Source organism: Burkholderia sp. 4M9327F10, assembly GCF_005503145.1.
Classification (GTDB): domain Bacteria; phylum Pseudomonadota; class Gammaproteobacteria; order Burkholderiales; family Burkholderiaceae; genus Paraburkholderia.
This window is the reverse complement of record NZ_SCNV01000029.1, coordinates 78,255-101,824: the sequence shown is the minus strand read 5'-3', so window position 1 is coordinate 101,824 and position 23,570 is coordinate 78,255. Positions and strand designations below refer to the sequence as shown.

Here is a 23,570-nt window from a genome sequence, read left to right as displayed (position 1 = left end):
CCTTCGAGCACCCCCAAACCCGCAGCGCGAAAAAACCCCCACCCCACGCTGCGCGCAAAAAAAACTCAAACCACCACAGTCTGCGCCTCACCCTCACCGCTATTGCGCACGACCCCAATCTTCCAGACCTGCTCCCCGGCGGCAGCCAACAGCCCAACAGCCTTATCAGCATCCTCAGCCGCGACAATCACGGCCATGCCAATCCCGCAATTGAACACCCGGTGCATCTCAGCGTCAGCAACGCCCCCATGCTTCTGCAACCACGAGAACAGCGGTGGCATCGTCCAAGCCCGATGATCCAGCTCAGCCGTCAGTCCAGCCCGCAAAACCCGCGGAATATTCTCCACCAACCCACCGCCGGTGATATGCGCCATCCCCTTGACGGAAATCTGCTCCATCAACGCCAACAACGGCTTCACATAAATATGCGTAGGCGCCATCAACGCATCAGCCAACGACCGGCCATCGAAGTCCGCCGACAGGTCCGGCTGCGCCCGCTCAATGATCTTGCGCACCAGCGAGAAACCGTTCGAATGAATCCCGCTGGAAGCCAGACCCAGCACAACATCACCCGGCTTGATCGTGCTGCCGTCGATAATCTTGCTCTTTTCGACCGCGCCAACCGCAAAACCCGCCAGGTCGTATTCGCCGTCCGGGTACATGCCCGGCATTTCCGCCGTTTCGCCGCCAATCAGCGCGCAGCCCGCCAGTTCGCAACCCTGTGCGATGCCCTTCACCACCGTCGCGGCCGTGCCGACGTCGAGCTTGCCGCAGGCAAAGTAGTCGAGGAAGAACAGCGGCTCGGCGCCCTGCACCAGGATGTCGTTGACGCTCATCGCCACCAGATCCTGGCCAACCGTGTCATGCTTGTTCAGATGAAACGCCAGCTTCAGCTTGGTGCCGACGCCGTCCGTGCCCGAAACCAGCACCGGTTCGCGGTATTTCTTCGGCACCTCGAAGAGCGCGCCAAACCCGCCGATGCCTCCCAGCACACCGTCACGCAACGTCTTTTTGGCAAAGGGCTTGATTGCGTCGACAAGAGCGTCGCCCGCGTCGATGTCCACGCCGGCGTCGCGATACGACAGACCTTGGGCCGAATCGGTTAGATGCTGGTCGGATTTCGGTTGATTCATGGGGAAGAGCTCGAAGGTCGGTAAAATGCGATTTTACCCGATGCCGGCCGCTTGGCTGGACTTTCACCCGCGCCCTATTCTGGAAAGCACCCAGCAACCCCCAGGAAACCCATTTTGCAGCAGAACTCCTCGATCCTGACACCGTATCAGCGCCGCGCCTTCGTCTGGGTCGCCATCGCGCTCGGCCTCGGCATCCTGCTCTGGCTGCTGAGCCCCGTCCTCACGCCGTTCCTGCTCGGCGCGATCCTCGCCTATATCCTCCAGCCCGGCGTTGCGTGGATGGTGCGGCGGCGCGTGCCGCGCGGCCTCGCCGCCCTGCTGATGATGCTGCTGTTCACCCTTCTGCTCACCATCCTGATCCTGCTCGTGCTGGTGGTGATCCAGAAAGAAGGCCCGCAGCTCAAACAGCAGGTGCCGGTGCTGTTCGCACACGTCAGCGCGTGGCTGCAACCCAAGCTCGCCCTGCTCGGCCTCGCCGATTCGCTCGACTTCGCCAGCATCCGCGACCTCGTGATGGGCCAGCTCGAAGGCAGCGCGCAAACCGTCGCCCTCTATGCGTGGACCTCGATCCGCACCAGCGGCAACGTGATGATCACCGTGATCGGCAATGTCGTGATGGTGCCGCTCGTGCTGTTCTACCTGCTCTACGACTGGAACCGCATGCTCGAGCGCGCCGAAAGCTTCGTGCCGCGCCGCTGGCTCGCCAAGACCGTGCAGCTCGCCCGCGACATGGACCAGATGCTCTCGCAATACCTGCGCGGCCAGTTGCTGGTGATGGGCGTGCTCGCCGTGTTCTACGCCATCGCGCTCACCATAGCGGGTTTTGAGATAGCGCTGCCGGTCGGCATTTTTACCGGTGTGGCGGTCTTTATTCCCTATATCGGCTATGCCACGGGCCTCGCGCTGGCGCTGCTCGCCGCGCTGCTGCAGTTCGGCGACTGGTATGGCTTCGGCGCCGTCGCCATTATTTACGGCGTCGGGCAGATTCTCGAGAGCTTCTTCCTGACGCCGCGGCTGGTCGGCGAACGGATCGGCATGCATCCGCTCGCAGTGATTTTCGCCTTGCTCGCGTTCGGCCAACTGTTCGGCTTTTTCGGCGTGTTGCTGGCGCTGCCCGTTAGCGCGATCCTGTCGGTGGCCCTGCGTGAACTGCGGCAAGGTTATCTGTCGAGCACGCTTTACAAGAACTGACAATTTACTGGCTAACTCGCTCATCGGCTGCCAGCGGTTGCTGGTAGTTCCTGATGGTTGCTGATGGTTGCATTACCGGCTTCTACACTTACTGTGCTTCGTCAACTGACGCTCGATCTCGGCACCCCGCCGCCATCGACATTCGACAATTTCTTCGCCGGCGCCAATGCCGAGCTGGTCACGCGGCTGCGCGAGCTGGAAGGCGCGCTCGCGGCCGGCCCCGTGGCCGATCGCAGCTTTTATATCTGGGGCGAAGCCGGCAGCGGCCGTACCCATCTGCTGCAGGCGCTGGTCCACGAGGCGCAGCCCGGACACGCGCGCTTTGCGAGCCCGCAGAGCAGCCTCGCCGCCTTTGGCTTCGACCCGCGCGTGGCGCTCTACGCCATCGACGATTGCGACAACCTCTCAGGCGCACAGCAGATCGCCGCCTTCAACCTGTTCAACGAAGTGCGCGCGCACCCCACCAGCGCGCTGGTGGCCGCCGGCAATGCCGCGCCGATCGGGCTTGCGGTGCGCGAGGATCTGCGCACGCGCCTCGGCTGGGGTCTGGTGTTCCATCTCGCGCCGTTGCCCGACGAAGGCAAGGCCGCGGTGCTCAAGCACGCCGCCCGCGAACGCGGCATCGCGCTCGCCGACGACGTGCCGGCCTACCTGCTCACGCACTTCCGGCGCGATATGCCGAGCCTGATGGCCCTGCTGGACGCGCTCGACCGCTTCTCGCTCGAGCAGAAACGGGCGGTCACGCTGCCGCTGCTGCGCACCATGCTGGCATCCCCGGCAGGCACTGAAGAGTTGAGAACGGCAACCGTTCCACCCGCTTCAAGTAAAATAGGCCCCCATGGCTAATCTCGCTCTCTTCGACCTCGACCACACGCTCATCCCCACCGACAGCGACCACGAATGGGGCCGCTTCATGGTGAAGCACGGCATGGTCGACGCCGAAAACTTCGCACGTGAAAACGACCGCTTCTTTGCCGACTACAAGGCCGGCAGGCTCGACATTCACGCCTATCTGGTCGCCATGTTGACGCCGCTTGCGAAGTACTCGCGCGCGCAGCTCGACGAGTTCCATCAGTTATACATGCACGAAGTGATCAGGCCCGCCATCGTGCCGGCCGCGCTCGAACTGGTGCGCCAGCACCGCGACGCGGGCGACCTGTGCTGCGTGGTCACGGCCACCAACGAATTCATCACCGGCCCGATCGCCGCTGTGTTCGGCGTGGACAAGCTGATCGCCTGCGAAGCGGAAACCGTCGACGGCCAGCCGCACTCGGACTACACCGGCCGCCCCACCGGCACCCCCAGTTACAAGGAAGGCAAGATCGTCCGTACCGAGGCGTGGCTCGCCTCGCTCGGCAAGACATGGTCTGATTTCGAGCGCAGCTATTTCTATAGCGATTCGCACAACGACATTCCGCTGCTCGAAAAGGTCACCGACCCGATCGCGACCAATCCGGACGACACGCTGCGCGCCCATGCGCAAGCACACGGCTGGCGCATCCTAGAACTCTTTCAACCCACGTGATCAAAAAACTTATCCGCAAACTGTTCGGACAGGATCCGGCACCCGCTGACGCTACCGTACCCTCCGAAGCAGACCAGGCCGCCCACGCGCCATCCCGGGCTGGCCGAAGCGACGCCAGCAGCGGCACCGCTGCCGCCCGGCCGCGCCGCAAACCCGCCGCGCGCGACACCGGCAAGGCCGCACGCGACCCGGACGTGCCCGTGATCATTTCCGCGGACGTGCACGGCATCAACCCCGCGCTGATCTCGCGGAACGCCATCCGTGTCACCGAAGGCCTGCAGCAGGCCGGCCACCGGGCATTTATCGTCGGCGGCGCCGTGCGCGATCTGCTGCTGGGCGTCGCGCCGAAAGACTTCGACGTCGCCACCGACGCCACCCCCGAACAGGTGCAAAAGCTGTTCCGCCGCGCGCGCATCATCGGCCGGCGCTTCCAGATTGTGCATGTGCAGTTCGGCCAGGAAATCATCGAAACTTCCACGTTCCGCGCCCTCGTCGATCCGCCGGCGGCCGATGCCGCGCCGCCGCGGCGCCTGAAGCGCGACGAGCTCGACCGCCGCACTCACGCCGTCGACGCAAGCGGCCGCGTGCTGCGCGACAACGTCTGGGGCGAGCAGCACGAAGACGCCACGCGCCGCGACTTCACCATCAACGCGATGTACTACGATCCGGCCACGCAGACCGTGCTGGATTATCACAACGGCATGGCCGACGTGCGCGCCCGCCTGTTGCGCATGATCGGCGATCCGGCCACGCGTTACCGCGAAGACCCGGTACGCATGCTGCGCGTGGTGCGTTTTGCCGCCAAGCTCGGCTTCGAGATCGAAGACGCCACCCGCGCGCCGATTAAAGAGATGGCCGACCTGATCAACAACGTGCCGGCCGCGCGTCTGTTCGACGAAATGCTCAAGCTGATGCTGTCGGGCCACGCGCTCGCCTGCCTGCAGCGTCTGCGCAAGGAAGGCCTGCATCACGGCCTGCTGCCGCTGCTCGACGTGGTGCTCGAGCAGCCGCACGGCGAGAGATTCATCACGCTCGCGCTCACCAACACGGATAACCGCGTGCGCGCCGGCAAGCCGGTCTCGCCGGGCTTCCTGTTCGCCACGTTGCTGTGGCACGACGTGCAGCAGCGCTGGCAGGCATTCGAGGCACAGGGCGAGTATCCGGTGCCCGCACTGCACCGCGCAATGGACGATGTGCTCGACACGCAGACCGAGAAGCTGGCGATCCACAAGCGCTTCTCATCGGACATGCGCGAGATCTGGGGCCTGCAGCTACGTCTCGAAAAGCGCTCGGGCCGCAGCGCGCTGAAGCTGCTGGAACACCAAAGATTTAGAGCGGGGTATGATTTCCTCCTGTTGCGCTGCGAATCGGGCGAACTCGACGAGTCGGTCGGTGCGTGGTGGACGGAGTTCATCGAAGGAGACGCCGCGGCGCGCGAGACATTGCTCACGCAAGGCGGGAAGGACCGGAGCCCCAAAAAACGCCGGCGGCGCAGCAGTAGCGCCAGAAACCGCAAACCGGGGGACGGAATGGAAGGCGGTGCGACCGTGGACCGCGCAGCAGACGACGTGAGCCAGGGCGGCTCGCACGAAGACTGACGCGGCCGCGTTGCGGGCCGTCGAACGATAGTCGCAGGAAGTGATGCCATGACGGTTGCTTATCTCGGCCTCGGCGCGAATCTCGGGGATGCGCGCCAGACCCTGAAAGACGCGGTGGTGTGCCTGGCCCAACAGCACACCATCACCGTGCTCGCCAAGTCGAGCCTGTATCGCACTGCCCCGATCGACGCGGGCGGTGACGACTACTACAACTGCGTCGTGAAGCTCGAAACGACGCTGCCGGTTCGGCATCTGCTGGCGCTGTGCCACACGATCGAGTTGCACTTCGGCCGCGAGCGCCCGTTTCGCAACGCGCCCCGCACGCTCGATCTCGACATCCTGCTATACGGCGATCAGTCGATCGACGAACCCGACCTGATCGTGCCGCACCCGCGTCTCATCGAGCGCGCCTTCGCTCTCGTGCCGCTGGTCGAGCTCGAGCCGGCTCTCACGATTCCCCAACATGGCCGCGCCGACGCGTTCCTCGCCGCGGTCGCCGATCAGCGCATCGAGAAAATGAAATCGCCGTGCCAGTGCCAGGCGCTCAATGCGCTCAGCGGCGGCAACACAGATGCCGCCAAGGTCACGAAAGTCACCAAAGGCCCTTGCTCATGAGCGCCTCCCCGCTGACGGTCACGGCTCCCCAGTTGCGCCCGCCGTTCCGCTACATTGCGATTGAAGGGCCGATCGGGGTCGGCAAGACTTCGCTGGCACGGCGCCTCGCCGAACGATGGTCGATGCACGCGTTGTTCGAACGCCCCCAGGACAATCCGTTTCTCGAGCGTTTTTACCGCGACACCGCCCGTTACGCGCTGCCCGCGCAACTGCACTTCGCGCTGCAGCGTGCGCAACAGGCACAGGAGGTGACAGCCGTGTATGCCGCCGGCACGCCGCTGATCGCCGATTTCATGACGCAGAAAAACGAGATCTTCGCGCGGCTCACGCTGCCTGAGGATGAATGGCAACTGTACCGCGCGCTCGCGAGGCGCATCGACGCAAGCACCGAGACCCAGGCGCCCCGGGCCTCTGCGGGAAGCCCGGGCGCAGCGCCGGCGCCGGATTTCGTCGTGTACCTGCAGGCCAGCCCGGAAGTGCTGTTTGCGCGCATCCAGAGGCGCGCCGTCGCAATGGAGCTGCAGATCTCCGACGCGTACCTGCGCGCCCTGTGCGATGCCTATAACGAGTTTTTCTATCACTACGACCGCACGCCCGTGCTGACGGTCAACGCCGAACACCTGAACCCGCTCGACTCGGACGCGGACCTTGCACTGCTCGTCGAGCGCATCGAGACGATGCGCGGGCGCAAGGAATTCTTTGTCAAAGGCACCTCGCTGTAAGCGACGTCGCCCTTCTCTTTCTTCAACGGATTACCTCATGACCTATTTGCAGGAAACGAGCCGCAACGCCATTACAGTGCCGAAACTGCAGGCGATGCGCGACGCGGGCGAGAGGATCGTCATGCTCACCTGTTACGACGCGAGTTTTTCGGCGCTGCTGGACCGCGCGGGGGTCGACGTTCTGCTGATCGGCGATTCGCTGGGCAACGTGGTGCAGGGCCAGACCACGACGCTGCCGGTCACGCTGGCCGAGATTGCCTATCACACAGCCTGCGTGGTACGGGCGCGCCCGCAGGCGCTGGTTGTTGCCGATCTGCCGTTCGGCACCTACGGCACACCGGAAGCAGCATTCGCCAGTTCCGTGGAATTGATGCGCGCCGGCGCCCAGATGATCAAGCTGGAAGGCGGCGAGTGGCTGGCCGACACGATCCGCTTCCTGGTAGAGCGGGCGATTCCGGTCTGTGCGCACATCGGCCTCACACCGCAATCGGTGCATGCGTTCGGCGGCTTCAAGGTGCAAGGCAAGACGGAAGCGGCCGCCAGCCAGTTGCTGCGCGATGCGCTCGCGATCCAGCAGGCCGGCGCGCAACTGGTGGTGATGGAAGCTATCCCTACCCTGCTCGCGGCCGAAGTGACCAAACAGCTGCGGATTCCGACCATTGGCATTGGCGCAGGCGTGGATTGCTCGGGTCAGGTGCTCGTGCTGCACGACATGCTGGGGATTTTCCCCGGCAAGCGTCCACGCTTCGTGAAGGATTTCATGCAGGGACAGCCGAGCATTGGCGCCGCTGTTGAGGCGTATGTGCGTGCGGTCAAGGACGGCTCGTTTCCGGGACCGGAACATACGTTTTGACGCTTTTGAGATAAGCGGCGGCCCGGTGGCCGCGATGGTTGCCCTTCGGGGCGACCTCTGTAAAAACTGGGGCACAGGTTCAATGCGGAAATTCCGAACGTACCGCCTCTGAATTCGGACACGTCCGATTTCAGCCGAGAATCATGTCGTCTATCTTTGGCGATTCACTCCTGCGGCCTCGCCGCAAACCGAATCGAGACGACCATGAGCCCCATTTGCCTGATCAACATCGCGGAGATCCGCGATCACGCCCGCCCCTCGCCTGAACTGCACAACATCGTGTGGTATGCGCGCTTTATCAACTCGATCGAGCGTCTGCTGCGCATGAACCGCTGCTGAACCAGTGCTCGTTGCGAAGGACTGTTCATCTTGGTCAGACAAGGCCGACAACTGGCCAAACTCTCAGCGGCTCGTCTGAGCCGTGCGCTACAGGACGCGTGCCTGCACAGCACCGCGCAAGGCATTGCAAACAAGAAGCGCCTCAGCATTCATTACGTCGGCGCGCGTTAGCACGCGCTCACCCGCACCCAGCTCCGCATCGTCGAGCAACACACCACGCATCACGCCAGGCAAAACGCCTGACGACAACGGCGGAGTCCACCAGCGGGCTGCCAGCTTTACGAACACATTCGAACGGCCGCCTTCTGTCAATTCGCCGCGCTCGTTGAAGAACAGGGTGTCGAAGGCGCCGAGCGCCTCGGCATTACGCCAGCCACGGTCGTAGTCCGCGCGGCGCGTGGTTTTGTGGTGCAACAGTGCATCGTTGGCCTCGGTCGCGGCAAAGCCATGATCCGGTGCGAGCAATACGCCGACCACGCTGTCTGCGAGCGGAGTCAACGGCGCTGCGCTCAGTTGCACGGCGCCGCTCTTGGCGAGCGCGAGCCGGACACGATGCGGCGTTCCCGCCGGTAGCCCCGCGCACTGCGCTTCGAGGCGCCCACGCAAGTCAGGTTCATCGAACCGGAAACCTAGCCATGCGGCACTTCTCGCCAGCCGTGCGAAGTGGCGCGCAAGATGCCGGACGCCGTTCTCATGCGTCGCGTACATGGTCTCGAACAGCTCGAAGCCGGGATCGGCTCCGGTCAGGAAGCTGGCCTTCAATTCGCACTCCGCATATTCGTCGGCGGCGACGCTATCCAGCACGATTCCCGCTCCCACGCCCATGCTGCCCCGGCGTTCGCTGACGCCGGGCGCGGGCGCATCGAGCGTCAAGGTCCGGATGGCGACGGAGAGGCAGAAGTCGCCGCAAGCGCCTTCTGCCGGATCGTGAGTGCCCGCGTGCGGCGTGCCGTCTGGCTGATCCCTGGAACTGAGGCCGGTTGCAACCTCCTGAGCATCGAGCCAGCCGATCGCGCCGGTATAAAGACCGCGCGGCGTACTTTCGAGCGTGTCGATCAGTTGCACCGTGTGGTGCTTCGGCGCCCCGGTGATCGACCCACAAGGAAACAAGGCGCGCAGCACGTCGGCAAACGAGGTCCGCGCGCGTAACTGCGCTTCCACCGTCGACGTCATCTGCCACACCGACGCATACGGCTCGACCGAGAACAACGCCGGCACGCTGACCGAGCCCGTCTCGGCGACCCGCGACAGATCGTTGCGTAACAGGTCGACGATCATGACGTTTTCGGCGCGATTCTTGGGATCGTTGGCGAGAAACTCCGCTGCGTGCCGATCGGCGATGGGGTCTTCCGGCACACGCGGTGCTGTGCCCTTCATGGGACGCGCGCGCAGCCTCGTCCCCGCCTTCTCGACAAACAGCTCGGGCGAGCACGACAGCACCCAGCGGTCGCCCGGCAACGCGATCAGCGCGCCAAACGGAACCGGCTGCCGCTCCCGCAGGCGTCGGTAAAGACCAGCCGGCGTGCCGAAGACATCAAAGCCGAGCCGGTAGGTGTAGTTGACCTGATAAGAATCGCCGATCCGCAGCGCTTCATGAATTGCGTCAATTGCCGCTTCGAACTGCGCCTGGTCGACGCTGGCGCACACACCCGCCGTGCCCGCCACCGATGGCTGCGCCAAGCCGCCATCGCATTGTGTGAGCCATGCGTCGGCTTCGTCACGCGAGAGCTTCGCGCAGCGTTCGAACAATAAAAAACGCAGCGAGGCATCGCCACGCTGCGTTTTCTGTTCACAAGCCGCCTCGCCAGCGGACGACCGCGAAGCGGCTCGCGGCGAAGCATCGCGTTGCGCAACCGCAACCCCGGTCACTCCAGCCGCACGCTCCAGCACAAGCTGACGACCGAACTCATAATCGCCCAGCACCACAGCATGCAAACCGCGCTGCAGATCGGCCGCGACCGCGGCGCACACCGCGTCGAGCTGCGCCGCCTCGGCGCAAACCCGTTCGTGCACAAGCTGCGTGTAGAGACGGCTCGAGCGCCGCGCCGCAGTCGCGTCGCAATCGTCGAGCAATGCGAACACGCCGCCGCGATCATCAACCATCTCGCCTACCGCCAACTTCAAACTGCCATTAATCGAAGAAGCTCTTCACGCGATCGAACCAGCTCTTGCTTTGCGGGCTGTGACGCGCACCGCCCTCGACCAGTGACTTCTCGAACTGCTGCAGCAACTCGCGCTGCGGCTCGGTGAGCTTGACCGGCGTCTCGACCTGCACGTGCACATACAGATCACCGGCAATGCTCGAGCGCAGCCCCTTGATGCCCTTGCCGCGCAGACGGAACGTCTTGCCCGACTGCGTGCCTTCGGGCACGGTGAAGCTCGCGCGGCCCGCCAGCGTCGGCACTTCGATCTCGCCGCCGAGCGCCGCGGTGGTGAACGGAATCGGCATCTGGCAGTGCAGATCGTCACCGTCGCGCTCGAACACCGAGTGCTGCTTGATGTGAATCTCGACGTACAGGTCGCCTGAAGGACCGCCGTTGATGCCCGGCTCGCCGTTGCCGGCCGAACGGATGCGCATGCCGTCGTCGATACCCGCCGGAATCTTCACTTCCAGCGTCTTGGTTTCCTTCACCTTGCCCGCGCCGTGGCAGTGCAGGCACGGATCGGGAATATGGCTGCCGGTGCCGTGGCATTTCGGGCAAGTCTGCTGAATGCTGAAAAAGCCTTGCGACATGCGCACCGAACCCGAGCCGTTACAGGTGGGGCAGGTTTCCGGCTTGGTACCGGGCTTCGCACCCGAGCCGTGACAGATTTCGCACGACACCCAGCTCGGCACACGGATCTGCGTGTCATAACCGTGCGCAGCCTGTTCCAGCGTGATTTCCATGCTGTAGCGCAGATCGGCGCCACGATACACCTGCGGGCCGGCACGGCCGCCGCCACGCGCGGCGCCGCCGGCCGCCTGGCCGAAAATGTCGCCGAAAATATCGCCGAACGCATCGGCAAACCCGCCGAAACCCTGCGCGCCCGCGCCGCCCATGTTCGGGTCGACGCCTGCGTGGCCGTACTGGTCGTACGCCGCCCGCTTCTGCGAGTCCGACAGCATTTCATAGGCCTCCTTCACCTCCTTGAAATGCTCTTCCGCATCCTTGTTGCCCGGATTACGGTCAGGGTGATGCTTCATCGCAAGCTTGCGATAAGCCTTCTTGATTTCGTCGTCGCTCGAGTTCTTTGCGACGCCCAGAACCTCGTAGTAATCCCGTTTCGCCATATCGGTTCAACGCCCTCCGCGCAGCAAAGGCACGGCGGCTCCTCTTGAATGCTGGAGTCTAGCGACTCGTCCGGCCGCCGCCCGTCCGTCATTTGCACGGATCGAGCAACGTCCTCCTTAAAACAAACGTGCCCGGAGAGCCCAAACAGGCTCACCAGGCGCGATAACCGCTTTGCAGGTTGTGCATCCGGAACGGCTGCAGACCATTTTGCTGCCGGGCCGCACACATCGCTGTGTGCGGCTTTACGGTCAAGTTGCGACCTGGCTTTAGTCCTTCTTCACTTCCTTGAACTCGGCGTCGACCACGTCGTCTTCCGGCTGGCTCGCACCGCCGGCCGAGGCACCGCCGGCTGCACCGGCAGCACCTGCCGCTGCGCCTGCTGCACCTTGCGCAGCCTGCATGTCGGCGTACATCTTTTCGCCGAGCTTCTGCGAGGCCGTTGCCACGACTTCGATCTTGGCTTCGATCGCTGCCTTGTCGCTCGCACCGCTCTTCAGCGTTTCTTCGAGGTCCTTCAGCGCCGCTTCGATCTTTTCCTTCTCAGCCGCTTCCAGCTTGTCGCCGTACTCGGTGAGCGCCTTCTTCGTGCTGTGCACCAGCGCGTCGCCCTGGTTGCGGGCATCGGCCAGCTCACGCAGCTTGTGATCTTCTTCCGCGTTCGCTTCTGCGTCCTTCACCATCTTCTCGATTTCGGCTTCCGACAGACCCGAGTTCGCCTTGATGACGATGCGGTTTTCCTTGCCCGTTGCCTTGTCCTTGGCGCCGACGTGGAGAATGCCGTTCGCGTCGATGTCGAAGCTCACTTCGATCTGCGGCACACCGCGCGGTGCCGGCGGAATACCTTCGAGGTTGAACTCGCCCAGCAGCTTGTTGCCGGCTGCCATTTCGCGTTCGCCCTGGAACACCTTGATCGTCACGGCGCCCTGGTTGTCGTCCGCCGTCGAATACACTTGCGCGTGCTTCGTCGGGATCGTGGTGTTCTTGTTGATCATCTTCGTCATCACGCCGCCGAGCGTTTCGATGCCGAGCGACAGCGGGGTCACGTCGAGCAGCAGAACGTCCTTGCGGTCGCCCGACAGAACCTGGCCTTGAATCGCGGCGCCCACAGCCACGGCTTCGTCCGGGTTCACGTCACGGCGCGGGTCCTTGCCGAAGAATTCCTTAACCTTTTCCTGCACCTTCGGCATACGCGTCATACCACCGACGAGAATCACGTCGTCGATTTCGCCGACCTTCACGCCCGCGTCCTTGATAGCCAGACGGCACGGTTCGATGGTGCGCTCGATCAGTTCTTCCACCAGCGCTTCGAGCTTTGCACGCGTGATTTTCAGGTTCAAGTGCTTCGGACCCGACGCGTCTGCCGTGATGTACGGCAGGTTGATTTCGGTCTGCTGGCTCGACGACAGTTCGATCTTCGCCTTTTCAGCCGATTCCTTCAGGCGTTGCAGCGCGAGCACGTCCTTCGACAGGTCGACGCCTTGTTCCTTCTTGAACTCACCGATGATGTAGTCGATGATGCGCTGGTCGAAGTCTTCACCGCCGAGGAACGTATCGCCGTTCGTCGAGAGCACTTCGAACTGCATTTCGCCGTCAACGTCGGCGATCTCGATGATGGAAATGTCGAACGTGCCGCCGCCGAGGTCATACACGGCAATCTTGCGGTCGCCCTTCTCAGCCTTGTCGAGACCGAACGCGAGCGCGGCTGCGGTCGGTTCGTTGATGATCCGCTTGACTTCCAGACCGGCGATGCGGCCGGCGTCCTTGGTAGCCTGGCGCTGGCTGTCGTTGAAGTACGCGGGAACCGTAATCACCGCTTCGGTGACCGGCTCGCCAAGGTAGTCTTCAGCGGTCTTCTTCATCTTGCGCAGGACTTCAGCCGAGATTTGCGGCGGAGCCAGCTTCTGATCGCGCACTTCGACCCATGCGTCGCCGTTGTCGGCCTTGACGATCTTGTACGGCATCAGGCCGATGTCTTTCTGCACTTCCTTTTCTTCAAAGCGGCGGCCAATCAGGCGCTTGACCGCGTACAGCGTGTTGCGCGGGTTCGTGACCGACTGACGCTTCGCAGGCGCGCCGACGAGAATCTCGCCGTCTTCCATGTAAGCAATGATCGACGGCGTGGTGCGCGCACCTTCCGAGTTCTCGATCACCTTGACCGAATTGCCTTCCATGATCGCCACGCACGAGTTGGTCGTGCCGAGGTCGATGCCGATAATTTTGCCCATTTTCACTAATCTCCTGACTTTGATCGCTGCAGTAGGTTGCCTTGTGCCCATCCGGCGGCAAGGCAACCCGCCTTCAATTCATACCTGCACTCAACATAAGTGCGCCCGCATCGTTTTCAAGACCTTGAATGCAATGCGGTCTTTAATTTTTTTCAATCACTCGCGACTTCGGGATTGATGGGGCCACCGTTGGCAGGCCGCCGCCGCAAGCGCCGAGCCGAACGACTCGGCGCTCGACACCCGCATCCCAAACACGGTGAAAGCCGTGGCGTCGCCGGGAAGGCTGGCCATGATAACGAGGTCCCGGCCCGGGAACGCCTGGGCTATGCCTTACGCTTACTTCGGCTGGGCGACGGTGACGAGCGCCGGACGCAGGACGCGGTCGGCGATCACGTAACCCTTCTGCAGCACGGAGACGACCGTGTTCGGTTCCTGCTCGGCCGGCACCATCGAGATGGCCTGGTGGCGATGCGGGTCGAACTTCTCGCCCGCGGGCGGGTTGATCGCGACAACGCGGCCCTTCTCGAGCGCGCCGCTCAGTTGACGCAGCGTCAGCTCGACGCCTTCGCGGACCTTTTGCAGGTCGTCGGACGAGTGGGCAACGGCCGCCTCGAGACTGTCGACCACCGGCAGCAGATGCTCGGCGAAGCTTTCAATGGCGAACTTGTGGGCCTTGGTGACATCTTCCTGCGCACGGCGGCGCACGTTTTCGGTCTCGGCCTTGGCACGCAGGAAGCTCTCCTGCAACTCGGCGATCTTCGCCTGAGCTTCAGCGAGGGCGGCTTCGGCGCCGGCTGGCGCAGCGGCGCCCGGCGCAGCTTCAGCCGGATTGGCTTCCGGCTGAACCGCGGCAGCCTCGGCGGCCTGGCGCGCGGCTTCTTCGGCGGACGTGGGATTCTGGCTCGTCGGGTTCTCTTGCGTGTTTTCCATGTCGCTGAAAGTCTTTAAAAATTAAAAGCCAAAGGGTGGCCCGCACGGGTTTCCGGCCGGCTCGTTCGAGCGTTGCGCAAACGCCACACGCCACCTCTCATCGTCGCTGCAGTTGGGGGCCCAAACCACGATTTCAAGGCGCCAAAAAGGAACTTTTGGGAACTTTTCGCACCGCAGCAGTGCCACCGAAATGCCTCGTTACAACCATTACTCTGACTTCATCAGAATGAGATTGAGCGCGCTCGTGGACTGACCTAAACTCCAGTCATTCGCTGGAAAACGCACGTTAACCCTAACCCGGCGCATACCATTTCATTTAACTTAACGCGCGGGTTCGTACTGCATCCTTTCGGGGAAGTACCGTGAAACTGACCTTTGCAATATCCGTGGTTGCGCTGGTGCTCATCGCGGGAACCACAACCATCTGCATGTCCGGTGCCGTCAATGACAGCACGACGGAGTATGGCGGCGTACATGCCACCATGGAACAACTGTTCAATCCCCACCTGAAAATCTGTCGATAGTGCGCCGGTCGCGCTTGGTCGGGCGTCCGTGCAAGGCGGCGGCCGGCTCACGATAAGTCTTGCGCCGCTCCTGCTCCACCTGCCGCTTCACCTTGCTGTCCTCAGTCTCCGCATACAGCGTCTGCGCCACACTCGCCGGACCGCGCACGTCGCAGACACCCAGCACCTCCACCTGCCAGACGATCCGCTCGATATCGATCTCAACGAGGTCGCCCACTCGCACGTCCTTGGCCGGCTTGACCGCTGCACCGCCAATCCGCACATGACCTTTGTCGACCGCGTCCGCCGCAAGCGAGCGGGTCTTGAAGAAGCGCGCAGCCCATAGCCATTTGTCGATGCGCAAACGCGCACCGGGTTCAGTTGCGATCTTGTAGTTCATCGGTCAGTCCAGCGCCCTAAGCGACGCATCAAGCGCGTTGAAGCAATGCAGAACGGCAGGCTCACGCGGTCACCACACCCTGCGCGGCCGCTGCCTGTACCGGCCAGCCCTGCAGATTCTGCGCGACGATTTCCCCCAGCGCGGCAATCCACGCCTGCGAGGCGTTCAGGCAAGGAATCCGGTGAAACTCCTTGCCGCCTGCATGCACAAACTCGTCGCGAACTTCCATGCCGATCTCCTCGATAGTTTCGAGGCAGTCGGCAGTGAAGCCCGGACAAAATACATCCGCGCGGCGCACACCCGCCGCACCCAACTCCTTGAGTGTCGGCGCAGTGTAAGGTTGCAGCCATTCGGCCTTGCCGAAGCGCGACTGGAACGTGACGCGGCACTCCACCGGCGTCAGCTCGAGCGCCTGCATCAGCAGCGCCCCCGTTTGCTGGCACTGATCATGGTACGGATCGCCCAGATCGAGTGTGCGCTTGGGCACACCGTGGAAACTCAGCACCAGCTTGTCGCCCGCCGCGAAATCCGGGCGGCCGTGCGCGTGCCAGTACTGGTGCACTTGCGCGGCCAGCGCCGCAATATAGGCCGGATGGTCCGCGTATTGGCGAATGGTGCGGATTTCCGGCTGGTTGCGCATACGTCTGAGCGCCGAAAAGGCGTCGTCGAAGGCCGTAGCTGTGGTCGACGACGAGTATTGCGGGTACATGGGCACCAGCAGCACCCGCTCGGCGCCGGCCAGCTTCAACTGGTTCAGCATGGCCGGAATGCCCGGCATGCCGTAGCGCATCGCGTACTCGACGATCACCGTGTAGTCGTTCACCTGCAGCAGATGCCTCAACCCTTCCACCTGCTTCTCCGTGAATACGCGCAAGGGCGAACCCTCCGGTGTCCACACCGCGGCGTATTTCTTCGCCGAGGAAATGCCGCGCAACGGCAGGATCAGTAACCGCAGGATGACCTGCCAGATAACGGCGGGAATCTCCACCACGCGCGGGTCGGATAGAAACTGCGCCAGATAGCGGCGCACAGCGCGGGGGGTAGGAGCATCCGGCGTGCCCAGATTGATCAGCAAGACCGCGACACGATGGGATGTGGCGGGCTGCGAAGGCCGCTCGAGATCGAAACGCATAGGCGACAGGGTTGGCCGCGTACAGCCGGGAAACGGTTCAGATGGAAGTCATTATAGCGGTGCGGTCCGTCACGGATACCTGGCCGTTCGGCCGATTGGCAGGCGCCGCGCCGCCCTGCATGATTGGCATGCATGACGCTACCGCTGCACGACGGGCCGGTTGGCTCGAGACGGCAGCAGCGCCGGGGCGCCGGTACCTCAACCCACGGTTCGCGAGAACCGGCGCTTACTGCTGGCTGAGCGTCAGCGAAAGCAGTCGCGCGGTAATGTCGACGATCGGAATCACGCGGTTGTAGGCCATCCGCGTCGGTCCGATGACGCCGAGCGTGCCCACGATCTTGCCGTTCACCTCGTACGGCGCGGTCACCACGCTCATTTCTTCGATCGGCACGAGGTTCGACTCGCCGCCAATGAAAATCTGCACGCCCTGGGCGTGACTCGATACGTCGAGCAACTGAAGGAGGCTGGTCTTTTGGTCGAATACGTCAAACAGCTTGCGCAGCCGCGCCATGTCCGAGGACAGGTCAGCCACTTCGAGCAGGTTGCGCTCACCCGAGATCAGCACGGTCTCGCCGGTGTCGGCTTCGTCGGTGCTGGCCGTCACGGCGGCGTGCATCAGCGTGGTCATGTCGCCGCGCAACGCGTCGATCTCTTCGCGCAGACGGCGGCGCACTTCGTCGAACGACAGGCCTGCGAAGTGCGCATTGATGTAGTTGGAGGCCTCGACGAGCTGCGACGGCGAAAAATCGCGCTGGGTCGCCATGATGCGGTTCTGCACGTCGCCCTCGGGCGTCACGATGATCAGCAGGATGCGCTTGTCGGACAGGCGCATGAACTCGATCTGCTTGAACACGTGGCTGCGCCGCGGCGTCAGCACCACGCCGGCAAACTGCGACAGGTTGGACAGCACGCTCGCGGCTGCCGCCACGATCTTCTGCGGCTCGCCGGCCTGCAGCGTGGTCTTGACCGTGCGCATGACGGCCTCTTCGTCAGCGGCCGACTCGACGGTCAGCATGGTGTCGACGAACAGGCGGTAGCCGCGCGGCGTTGGAATGCGGCCCGCCGAAGTATGCGGACTGATGACGAGCCCCAGCTCCTCCAGATCGGACATCACGTTGCGGATCGTTGCCGGGCTCAGTTCCAGGCCGGAATAGCGGGACAACGTGCGCGAGCCGACCGGCTGACCCTCGGCGATATAGCGCTCGATCAGCGTTTTGAGGAGGGTTTGTGCGCGGGGATCTAGCATGACGGAAAATTCTAGCTTAATGATGCGACGACCGCGAGCGCTAACAATTCTAGCGTTGCCGGCAATCTTGCCCGGGCGCGGACCGGGTGGACCGAGCTCCGCCCTGCGCCAACCCGCAACCGCGGAAAGTGCGGGTCCGGCGCGGCCTATGCCGCAAAGGCCGGCAACTGTCATCAGGACTTCACCATTCTAACGATAATCCTGCGCAGACCGGACAGCGCACCGCTCACCCATCCCGAGCCGGCCGCCCATGTGGCCGGGGACGGTTCTTTTCAGCCCCCACCTATGGTGTAATGCCGGCATGCAAGTTACCAGCCAGTTCAAGACCGTCGCGCTCGTCGGGCGCAACAATACGCCAGGCATCGGGGAGCCGCTGACCGCGCTCGCCTCGTGCATCGCCAGGCGCGGCTTCGACGTGGTGTTCGAAGCGGAAACCGCGGCGGAGATCGGCGTGACCGAATACCCCGCCCTACGCCCGGCGGAGATCGGGGCACGCGCCGACGTAGCCGTGGTGCTGGGTGGCGACGGCACGATGCTGGGCATCGGCCGCCAGCTTGCGCCCTACCGCACGCCGCTGATCGGCATCAACCACGGGCGGGTCGGCTTTATCACCGACATCCCGATTTCCGACATGCAGGAAATCGTCCCGCAGATGCTTGGCGGGCACTTCGAGCGTGAGGAACGCATGCTGCTGGAAGCGCGCATCATGCGCGACGGCAATCCGATCTACCACGCGCTGGCGTTCAACGACGTGGTGGTGAACCGCAGCGGCTTCTCGGGGATGGCGGAACTGCACGTGGCCGTGGACGGCCGCTTCATGTACAACCAGCGTTCCGACGGCTTGATCGTCGCCACGCCGACGGGCTCGACCGCCTACGCCCTGTCGTCGTCGGGTCCTATCCTGCATCCGCAGTTGCAAGGCATCGTGCTGGTGCCGATTGCACCGCACGCGCTCTCCAACCGCCCTATCGTGCTGCCGGACGACTCGAAGGTCAGCATCCAGATCGTCTCGGGCCGTGACGTAAACGTCAATTTCGACATGCAGTCGTTCACCGCGCTCGAACACAACGACACGATCGAAGTGCGCCGCTCGCGCCATACCGTGCCGCTGCTGCACCCGATCGGCCACAGCCACTACGCGACGCTGCGCAAGAAGCTGCACTGGAACGAATACCCGTCGCACGAAGACGACATCAAGTCCTGAGCGAATCCTGAGCACCTGGCCGCAACCGGTAACCCAAGCCACCACACGACCTCCATGCTTCGCCACCTCTCGATACGCGACTTCGTCATCGTCGCCGCGCTCGATCTTGAATTCGACAGCGGCTTTACGGTTTTTTCAGGTGAAACGGGCGCCGGCAAGTCGATCCTGATCGATGCCCTGGCGCTCGCGCTCGGCGCCCGCGCCGATGCCAGCGTCGTGCGCACCGGCGAGGCCCGCGCCGACATCACCGCCGAATTCGAAACCCACGCGCTGGCCGAGCAATGGCTCGAAGAGCAGGCGTTCGCGACGCCGGGCCCGACAGGCGCCCCGGACGGCGCCGGGCATGAGGCAAACGGCGCGGACCCGCACGGCAACACAGTCATGCTGCGGCGCGTGGTGGACGCGAACGGCCGCTCGCGCGCCTTCATCAACGGCACCGCGGCAACGCTCGCGCAACTGCGCGAGGTCGGCGAAATGCTGGTCGATATTCACGGGCAGCACGCCCACCAGTTGCTGATGCGCCCGGACGCCCAGCGTGAGCTGTTCGACACCCATGCGGGCCTCGTCGATAAGGCCGCCGCCGTGAGCCGCGGCTGGCGCACGTGGCGCGAGAAGGTGCAGGCAGTGGAAACGGCCAGGACGCGCGACCGCGAACTGCAACTCGAACGCGAGCGTCTTGCCTGGCAACTGACCGAACTCGACAAGCTCGCTCCACAACCGGGTGAGTGGGAAGAGGTCAACGCCGAACACAACCGCCTGTCGCATTCGGCCAATCTGATCGATGGCGTGCAAGGCGCGCTCAACGCGCTATCCGAATCGGACGAGGCGATGATCACGCATCTCGCGTCGATCGTCTCGAAGCTGCGCGACCTGGCTGAGATTGATCCGGCGCTGAACGACGCCCTCGCCGCGCTCGAACCGGCCGAGATCCAGTTGCAGGAAGCGGCCTATTCACTGAGCCACTATGCGCAGCGGCTGGAGCTCGACCCCGAACGCCTCGCGCAGATCGAAAAACGCGTCGACGCCCTGCATTCGGCCGCGCGCAAGTTCCGTCTGCAGCCGGAGACGCTGCCCGAGGAACACGCGGCACGGCGCGCGCAACTGGCCGCGCTCGATGCCGCCGCAGATCTGGAAAGCCTGCACGCCGCCGAAGCGAAAGCGAAGGAAGCCTATCTGGCCGAAGCCCGGCTGCTCTCGAAGGCCCGGACCAAGGCCGCCAAGGCGCTGGGGTCGGCGGTCACGACCGGCATGCAGGAACTGTCGATGAAAGGCGGCAGCTTCGAAGTCGCGCTCGTCGCGCTGCCGGAAGGCGGTGCACATGGCCTGGAGCAGGTCGAGTTCCGCGTGGCAGGCCATGCCGGCGTGCCGCTGCGCCCGCTCGCCAAAGTCGCCTCAGGCGGCGAACTGGCACGCATCAGCCTCGCGCTCGCCGTGATCGCCAGCACCGCCAGCCCAACGCCAACCCTGATCTTCGACGAAGTGGATACGGGCATTGGCGGCGGTGTCGCGGAAGTGGTCGGGCGGCTGCTGCATCAGCTCGGACGCGCACGCCAGGTGCTGTGCGTGACGCACTTGCCGCAAGTGGCCGCGCGTGGCGACCATCACTTCCAGGTGGCGAAAACGTCCAACAAGAAGGGCGGCACGGTCAGCAGCGTGACCTCACTGGACAAGGCAAGCCGAATCGAAGAGGTAGCGCGCATGTTGGGCGGCCTTGAGATCACCGCCACGACCCGCAAGCACGCCAAGGAAATGCTGGCGGCGTAGCCGGCGCTGCGGCCACACGGCCGCAGCCAGCAAGTCCACGTCGCCCGCGCAAGCCACGTAGCCCGCGTAGTCCGAACCTCATCCAAACACGCGCTTCCACAGCGCCAGCACTGCCTGCCGCTCGGTCTCGACCGCCGCAGGTTCGACCCGTGCCTTTTCCATACCGTCGAGGCGCAGCTTGTGCTGCAGCTTGCGATAGGTGCGATACGCGGCGCCAACCGTCTCGGCCTCTTCCTCGCTCATCATTCCGAAGCGCGATACCTCGCGCAGCAACGCGATATTGCCGGTATTGCGGATCAGTTCAGGATCTCGCGCCGCGTGCAGCAGCACCCAGTACTGCACGGTGAACTCAATATCCACCATGCCGCCGCGGTCGTGCTTCAGGTCGAACAGTTCGGTCCGGTTCGGATGCCCGGCCTCGACGCGCTCGCGCATTTCGACGATCTCCCTCGCCAGCGGTCCGGCTTCGCGCGGCGTGGTCAAAACCTGCTCGCGGATCGCTTCGAAGCTCGCGCCGATCTCCGCATCGCCCGCGCAATAGCGCGCCCGCGTCAGCGCCTGATGCTCCCAGACCCACGCGGTGTTGGCTGCATCGCCTTCGCGCAGCTGGTAACGCCTGAACGCGTCCAGGTCCGTGACGAGCAGGCCCGATTCGCCGTTCGGCCGCAGCCGCAGGTCCACGTCGAACAGCGTGCCGGCGCCCGTGGCCATCGTGAGCCAGGTGATCAGCCGACGCGTAAAGGTCGAGTAGACGTCCGCCGCTGCATCGTCCGGGTCGTCGTACAGAAAGATCAGGTCGAGATCGGACGCATAGCCCAGTTCCTTGCCGCCCAGCTTTCCATACGCGATCACGGCAAAGCGCGGCACTTCGCGATGACGTTTGGCCAACTGCTTCCAGACCGCTTCGAGCGTCACGTCGAGCACGGCATCGGCGAGCTCGGAGAGCCGGTCGCTGACGTGCTCGACGCTCAGCTTGCCGGCCAGATCGATCAGCAGGATCCGGAACACCTCGGCCTGATGAGCGTGGCGCAGCAGGTCCATCTGCTGTTCGACGCCGTCCGCTGCCGCAAGGCGCAGGCGCAGCGTGCGCTTGAACTCAGGCCAGTCGAACGGGCTGGCAATCGCCTCGTCGTCGAGCAGTTCATCGAGCAGTTGCGGATGGCGCAGCAGATAACCGGCCGCCCAGCGCGAGGCGCCCAGCACCGACAGCACCCGGTGCAACGCCTGCGGATATTCGGTGAGCAGCGCCAGGTACGCGCCGCGCCGGCTCACGGCTTCGAGCAGATCGAAGAAGCGCGCCACCGTATCGCCGCGCCGCGCGGGCGGCTCCAGCGTGCGCGCGGCTTCGAGCGCCCGCTGCGCAACGATGTCGAAGCGCTGCCGGCTGCGCTCGGCGAGCCCCGCATAACGCGACGAATTCCACACCGCCCGCAGCCGCGCGAGCAGTTCGTCCGGCTCGGCAACCCCCAGTTCGTTGAGTCGCGCGTGGAGGGCCTCGTCCGCGCTGTCGTCGGCGAGCGCGCTGCTCCAGACCCAGGCCGCAGCGCCGTCTTCCGGCGCACCGCAGCCGTCACGGCCATTCACCTTGTCGGCGAAAATCTGGTCGAACTGCTGTTCGACCAGCTCGCGGTGCGCGTCGAGCTTCGTCATCAGCGCCGCGTAATCGTCGAAGCCCATCGCATGCGCAAGCGCCGCGCGTTCATCCGGGTCGACCGGCATGGCATGAGTCTGCGCGTCGTTGCGGTACTGCAGGCGGTGCTCGAGTTCACGCAAGAAACGGTAAGCCTGCGACAGCGCCACGCACACGGCCGGCGCAATCAGGCCATGGGCCGCGGCGTGGCGCAGCACGGCCAGCGTCGGCCGCACCCGAAAGCCCGCGTCCTGCCCGCCGCGAATCAACTGGAACACCTGAGCGCTGAACTCGATCTCGCGGATACCGCCGCGGCCCAGCTTGATGTCGTCAGCCTTGTCCGGCCGCATGGAGGCTCGGCGCTGGGCTTCCTGGCGAATCTGCAGGTGCAGGGCGCGGATCGCGCTGATCACGCCGAAGTCCAGATAGCGGCGGTAGATAAACGGCGTGACGATCGCATCGAGCTGCTTCGAAAGCCGCTGCGCGGCGGCGCTGCCGCCCTCGGAGACGAGCCGCCCCTTGATCCACGCGTAGCGCTCCCACTCGCGGCCCTGCACGTAAAAGTACTCTTCGAGCATGCCCAGGCTGCATACCAGCGGCCCCGAATCGCCGTTCGGACGCAGCCGCATATCGACGCGAAACACGTAGCCATCGGCGCTCACTTCGGCCAGCGCGGCAATCAGCCGTTTGCCGAGGCGGGTAAAAAAGTCCTGAGTAGCAATCGGCGAGCGTTGCCCGCCGGCGGTTTCGCCGTCTTCTTCATAGACGAAGATCAGGTCGATATCCGAAGACACATTCAGTTCGCGGCCGCCGAGCTTGCCCATGCCGACCACCCCGAGCGTCAGGCGCTCGCCTTCGGGGCCGCGCGGCTCGCCGTAAAGCACTTCAAGATCGGCGGACAACACGGCCATGGCCCGCTGGATCGTGGTCTCAGCGAGATCCGTCATCGCGCCGGTCACTTCGGCCACATCAGCCCGGCCAGCCAGATCGCGCTCCATCACGGCGCAGAACACCTCGGTGCGCAACTGGCGCAGTGCGCGTTTGAGGCCGTCCTCGGTCAACGCGCCGCCGTTGCCGGACGCCAGCGCCGCGCACAGGTCATCGAAACGAGCCTCGATGCGCTCGCGGGTGACGGGCGCCTGCGCCAGCGCGGCGACCCGCCCGGCGAGTTCGGGACGGGCTGCGAGCGCCCGCGCCGCATAGTGTGAATAGCTGGAACTGAGAAGGGAGGCGTCGGTCATCGAAGGTCTGGATCGCTTATTGCTGCATTCGTCTTATCACGGAGCCT

The 23,570-nt window shown here is 64.2% G+C and carries 19 protein-coding genes; 10 read left to right on the top strand and 9 right to left on the bottom strand.

Annotation, left to right across the window (positions count from 1 at the left end; all coding sequences use genetic code 11):
* Positions 1-65 precede the first annotated feature (65 nt).
* The gene (purM, locus tag FFS45_RS24125; RefSeq protein ID WP_137957144.1) at positions 66-1,133 is read right to left on the bottom strand and encodes a phosphoribosylformylglycinamidine cyclo-ligase; all 1,068 of its coding nucleotides are present in this window, start codon (positions 1,131-1,133) and stop codon (positions 66-68) included.
* Between the two features lie 114 nt (positions 1,134-1,247).
* On the opposite strand from purM, the gene FFS45_RS24120 reads away from it, so the two are divergent.
* The 8 genes from FFS45_RS24120 (at position 1,248) to FFS45_RS42785 (ending at position 7,976) form a co-directional block, all read left to right on the top strand.
* A complete protein-coding gene (locus tag FFS45_RS24120) occupies positions 1,248-2,324 on the top strand; it encodes an AI-2E family transporter (protein ID WP_137957143.1) in 1,077 nt (358 codons plus the stop codon).
* A gap of 63 nt (positions 2,325-2,387) precedes the next feature.
* Positions 2,388-3,170, top strand: a complete 783-nt coding sequence (gene hda / locus FFS45_RS24115) for a DnaA regulatory inactivator Hda (RefSeq protein WP_249362905.1) — start codon at positions 2,388-2,390, stop codon at positions 3,168-3,170.
* Positions 3,163-3,849 carry an HAD family hydrolase gene (locus tag FFS45_RS24110; protein WP_137957142.1) on the top strand — a complete coding sequence of 229 codons (687 nt, stop codon included), beginning with the start codon at positions 3,163-3,165 and terminating at the stop codon, positions 3,847-3,849. Before hda ends, FFS45_RS24110 begins: the two co-directional genes overlap by 8 nt.
* Complete coding sequence (gene pcnB, locus FFS45_RS24105) at positions 3,846-5,447, top strand: polynucleotide adenylyltransferase PcnB (RefSeq protein WP_137957141.1); 1,602 nt, start codon at positions 3,846-3,848, stop codon at positions 5,445-5,447. The genes FFS45_RS24110 and pcnB overlap by 4 nt, the downstream gene beginning before the upstream one ends.
* Positions 5,448-5,495: 48 nt before the next feature.
* Entirely contained in the window at positions 5,496-6,062 is a 567-nt protein-coding gene (gene folK, locus FFS45_RS24100; RefSeq protein ID WP_137957140.1) for a 2-amino-4-hydroxy-6-hydroxymethyldihydropteridine diphosphokinase, read from the top strand.
* Complete coding sequence (locus tag FFS45_RS24095) at positions 6,059-6,784, top strand: deoxynucleoside kinase (protein WP_137957139.1); 726 nt, start codon at positions 6,059-6,061, stop codon at positions 6,782-6,784. The genes folK and FFS45_RS24095 overlap by 4 nt, the downstream gene beginning before the upstream one ends.
* 37 nt (positions 6,785-6,821) lie before the next feature.
* Entirely contained in the window at positions 6,822-7,637 is an 816-nt protein-coding gene (gene panB / locus FFS45_RS24090; protein WP_137957138.1) for a 3-methyl-2-oxobutanoate hydroxymethyltransferase, read from the top strand.
* A 204-nt stretch (positions 7,638-7,841) separates the two neighbouring features.
* Entirely contained in the window at positions 7,842-7,976 is a 135-nt protein-coding gene (locus FFS45_RS42785) for a hypothetical protein (protein ID WP_283204772.1), read from the top strand.
* A gap of 87 nt (positions 7,977-8,063) precedes the next feature.
* Here FFS45_RS42785 and FFS45_RS24085 read toward each other — a convergent pair whose 3' ends face one another.
* From FFS45_RS24085 to hrcA, 7 genes are all read right to left on the bottom strand, one after another.
* Entirely contained in the window at positions 8,064-10,079 is a 2,016-nt protein-coding gene (locus tag FFS45_RS24085; RefSeq protein WP_137957137.1) for a bifunctional anthranilate synthase component I family protein/class IV aminotransferase, read from the bottom strand.
* Between the two features lie 28 nt (positions 10,080-10,107).
* A complete protein-coding gene (gene dnaJ, locus FFS45_RS24080) occupies positions 10,108-11,247 on the bottom strand; it encodes a molecular chaperone DnaJ (protein WP_137957136.1) in 1,140 nt (379 codons plus the stop codon).
* Between the two features lie 267 nt (positions 11,248-11,514).
* Positions 11,515-13,473, bottom strand: a complete 1,959-nt coding sequence (dnaK, locus tag FFS45_RS24075; RefSeq protein WP_137957135.1) for a molecular chaperone DnaK — start codon at positions 13,471-13,473, stop codon at positions 11,515-11,517.
* A gap of 336 nt (positions 13,474-13,809) precedes the next feature.
* A complete protein-coding gene (gene grpE, locus FFS45_RS24070; protein ID WP_137957134.1) occupies positions 13,810-14,403 on the bottom strand; it encodes a nucleotide exchange factor GrpE in 594 nt (197 codons plus the stop codon).
* Between the two features lie 495 nt (positions 14,404-14,898).
* On the bottom strand, positions 14,899-15,306 hold the full coding sequence (locus FFS45_RS24065; RefSeq protein ID WP_137957133.1) for an RNA-binding S4 domain-containing protein: 408 nt from the start codon (positions 15,304-15,306) through the stop codon (positions 14,899-14,901).
* A gap of 61 nt (positions 15,307-15,367) precedes the next feature.
* Positions 15,368-16,438 (bottom strand): ferrochelatase, encoded by a 1,071-nt coding sequence (hemH, locus tag FFS45_RS24060; protein ID WP_137957132.1) that lies wholly within the window; start codon positions 16,436-16,438, stop codon positions 15,368-15,370.
* Between the two features lie 226 nt (positions 16,439-16,664).
* Positions 16,665-17,684, bottom strand: a complete 1,020-nt coding sequence (hrcA, locus tag FFS45_RS24055; RefSeq protein WP_137957131.1) for a heat-inducible transcriptional repressor HrcA — start codon at positions 17,682-17,684, stop codon at positions 16,665-16,667.
* Between the two features lie 301 nt (positions 17,685-17,985).
* On the opposite strand from hrcA, the gene FFS45_RS24050 reads away from it, so the two are divergent.
* Together FFS45_RS24050 and recN are read left to right on the top strand one after the other, a co-directional pair.
* The gene (locus tag FFS45_RS24050) at positions 17,986-18,888 is read left to right on the top strand and encodes an NAD kinase (protein ID WP_137957130.1); all 903 of its coding nucleotides are present in this window, start codon (positions 17,986-17,988) and stop codon (positions 18,886-18,888) included.
* Positions 18,889-18,942: 54 nt separating this feature from the next.
* Positions 18,943-20,652, top strand: a complete 1,710-nt coding sequence (gene recN, locus FFS45_RS24045) for a DNA repair protein RecN (protein ID WP_137957129.1) — start codon at positions 18,943-18,945, stop codon at positions 20,650-20,652.
* A gap of 78 nt (positions 20,653-20,730) precedes the next feature.
* On the opposite strand, the gene glnE is transcribed toward recN, so the two are convergent.
* On the bottom strand, positions 20,731-23,523 hold the full coding sequence (gene glnE, locus FFS45_RS24040) for a bifunctional [glutamate--ammonia ligase]-adenylyl-L-tyrosine phosphorylase/[glutamate--ammonia-ligase] adenylyltransferase (RefSeq protein WP_137957128.1): 2,793 nt from the start codon (positions 23,521-23,523) through the stop codon (positions 20,731-20,733).
* Between the last annotated feature and the right edge of the window lie 47 nt (positions 23,524-23,570).

Coding starts and splice junctions, on each gene's coding strand:
- recN (WP_137957129.1), top strand. CDS start 18,943: ATGCTTCGCCACCTCTCGATACGCGACTTCGTCATCGTCGCCGCGCTC.
- FFS45_RS24110 (WP_137957142.1), top strand. CDS start 3,163: ATGGCTAATCTCGCTCTCTTCGACCTCGACCACACGCTCATCCCCACC.
- folK (WP_137957140.1), top strand. CDS start 5,496: ATGACGGTTGCTTATCTCGGCCTCGGCGCGAATCTCGGGGATGCGCGC.
- hemH (WP_137957132.1), bottom strand. CDS start 16,438: ATGCGTTTCGATCTCGAGCGGCCTTCGCAGCCCGCCACATCCCATCGT.
- purM (WP_137957144.1), bottom strand. CDS start 1,133: ATGAATCAACCGAAATCCGACCAGCATCTAACCGATTCGGCCCAAGGT.
- dnaK (WP_137957135.1), bottom strand. CDS start 13,473: ATGGGCAAAATTATCGGCATCGACCTCGGCACGACCAACTCGTGCGTG.
- FFS45_RS24085 (WP_137957137.1), bottom strand. CDS start 10,079: ATGGTTGATGATCGCGGCGGCGTGTTCGCATTGCTCGACGATTGCGAC.
- dnaJ (WP_137957136.1), bottom strand. CDS start 11,247: ATGGCGAAACGGGATTACTACGAGGTTCTGGGCGTCGCAAAGAACTCG.
- hda (WP_249362905.1), top strand. CDS start 2,388: ATGGTTGCATTACCGGCTTCTACACTTACTGTGCTTCGTCAACTGACG.
- FFS45_RS42785 (WP_283204772.1), top strand. CDS start 7,842: ATGAGCCCCATTTGCCTGATCAACATCGCGGAGATCCGCGATCACGCC.
- hrcA (WP_137957131.1), bottom strand. CDS start 17,684: ATGCTAGATCCCCGCGCACAAACCCTCCTCAAAACGCTGATCGAGCGC.
- FFS45_RS24050 (WP_137957130.1), top strand. CDS start 17,986: ATGCAAGTTACCAGCCAGTTCAAGACCGTCGCGCTCGTCGGGCGCAAC.
- grpE (WP_137957134.1), bottom strand. CDS start 14,403: ATGGAAAACACGCAAGAGAACCCGACGAGCCAGAATCCCACGTCCGCC.
- FFS45_RS24095 (WP_137957139.1), top strand. CDS start 6,059: ATGAGCGCCTCCCCGCTGACGGTCACGGCTCCCCAGTTGCGCCCGCCG.
- glnE (WP_137957128.1), bottom strand. CDS start 23,523: ATGACCGACGCCTCCCTTCTCAGTTCCAGCTATTCACACTATGCGGCG.
- panB (WP_137957138.1), top strand. CDS start 6,822: ATGACCTATTTGCAGGAAACGAGCCGCAACGCCATTACAGTGCCGAAA.
- FFS45_RS24065 (WP_137957133.1), bottom strand. CDS start 15,306: ATGAACTACAAGATCGCAACTGAACCCGGTGCGCGTTTGCGCATCGAC.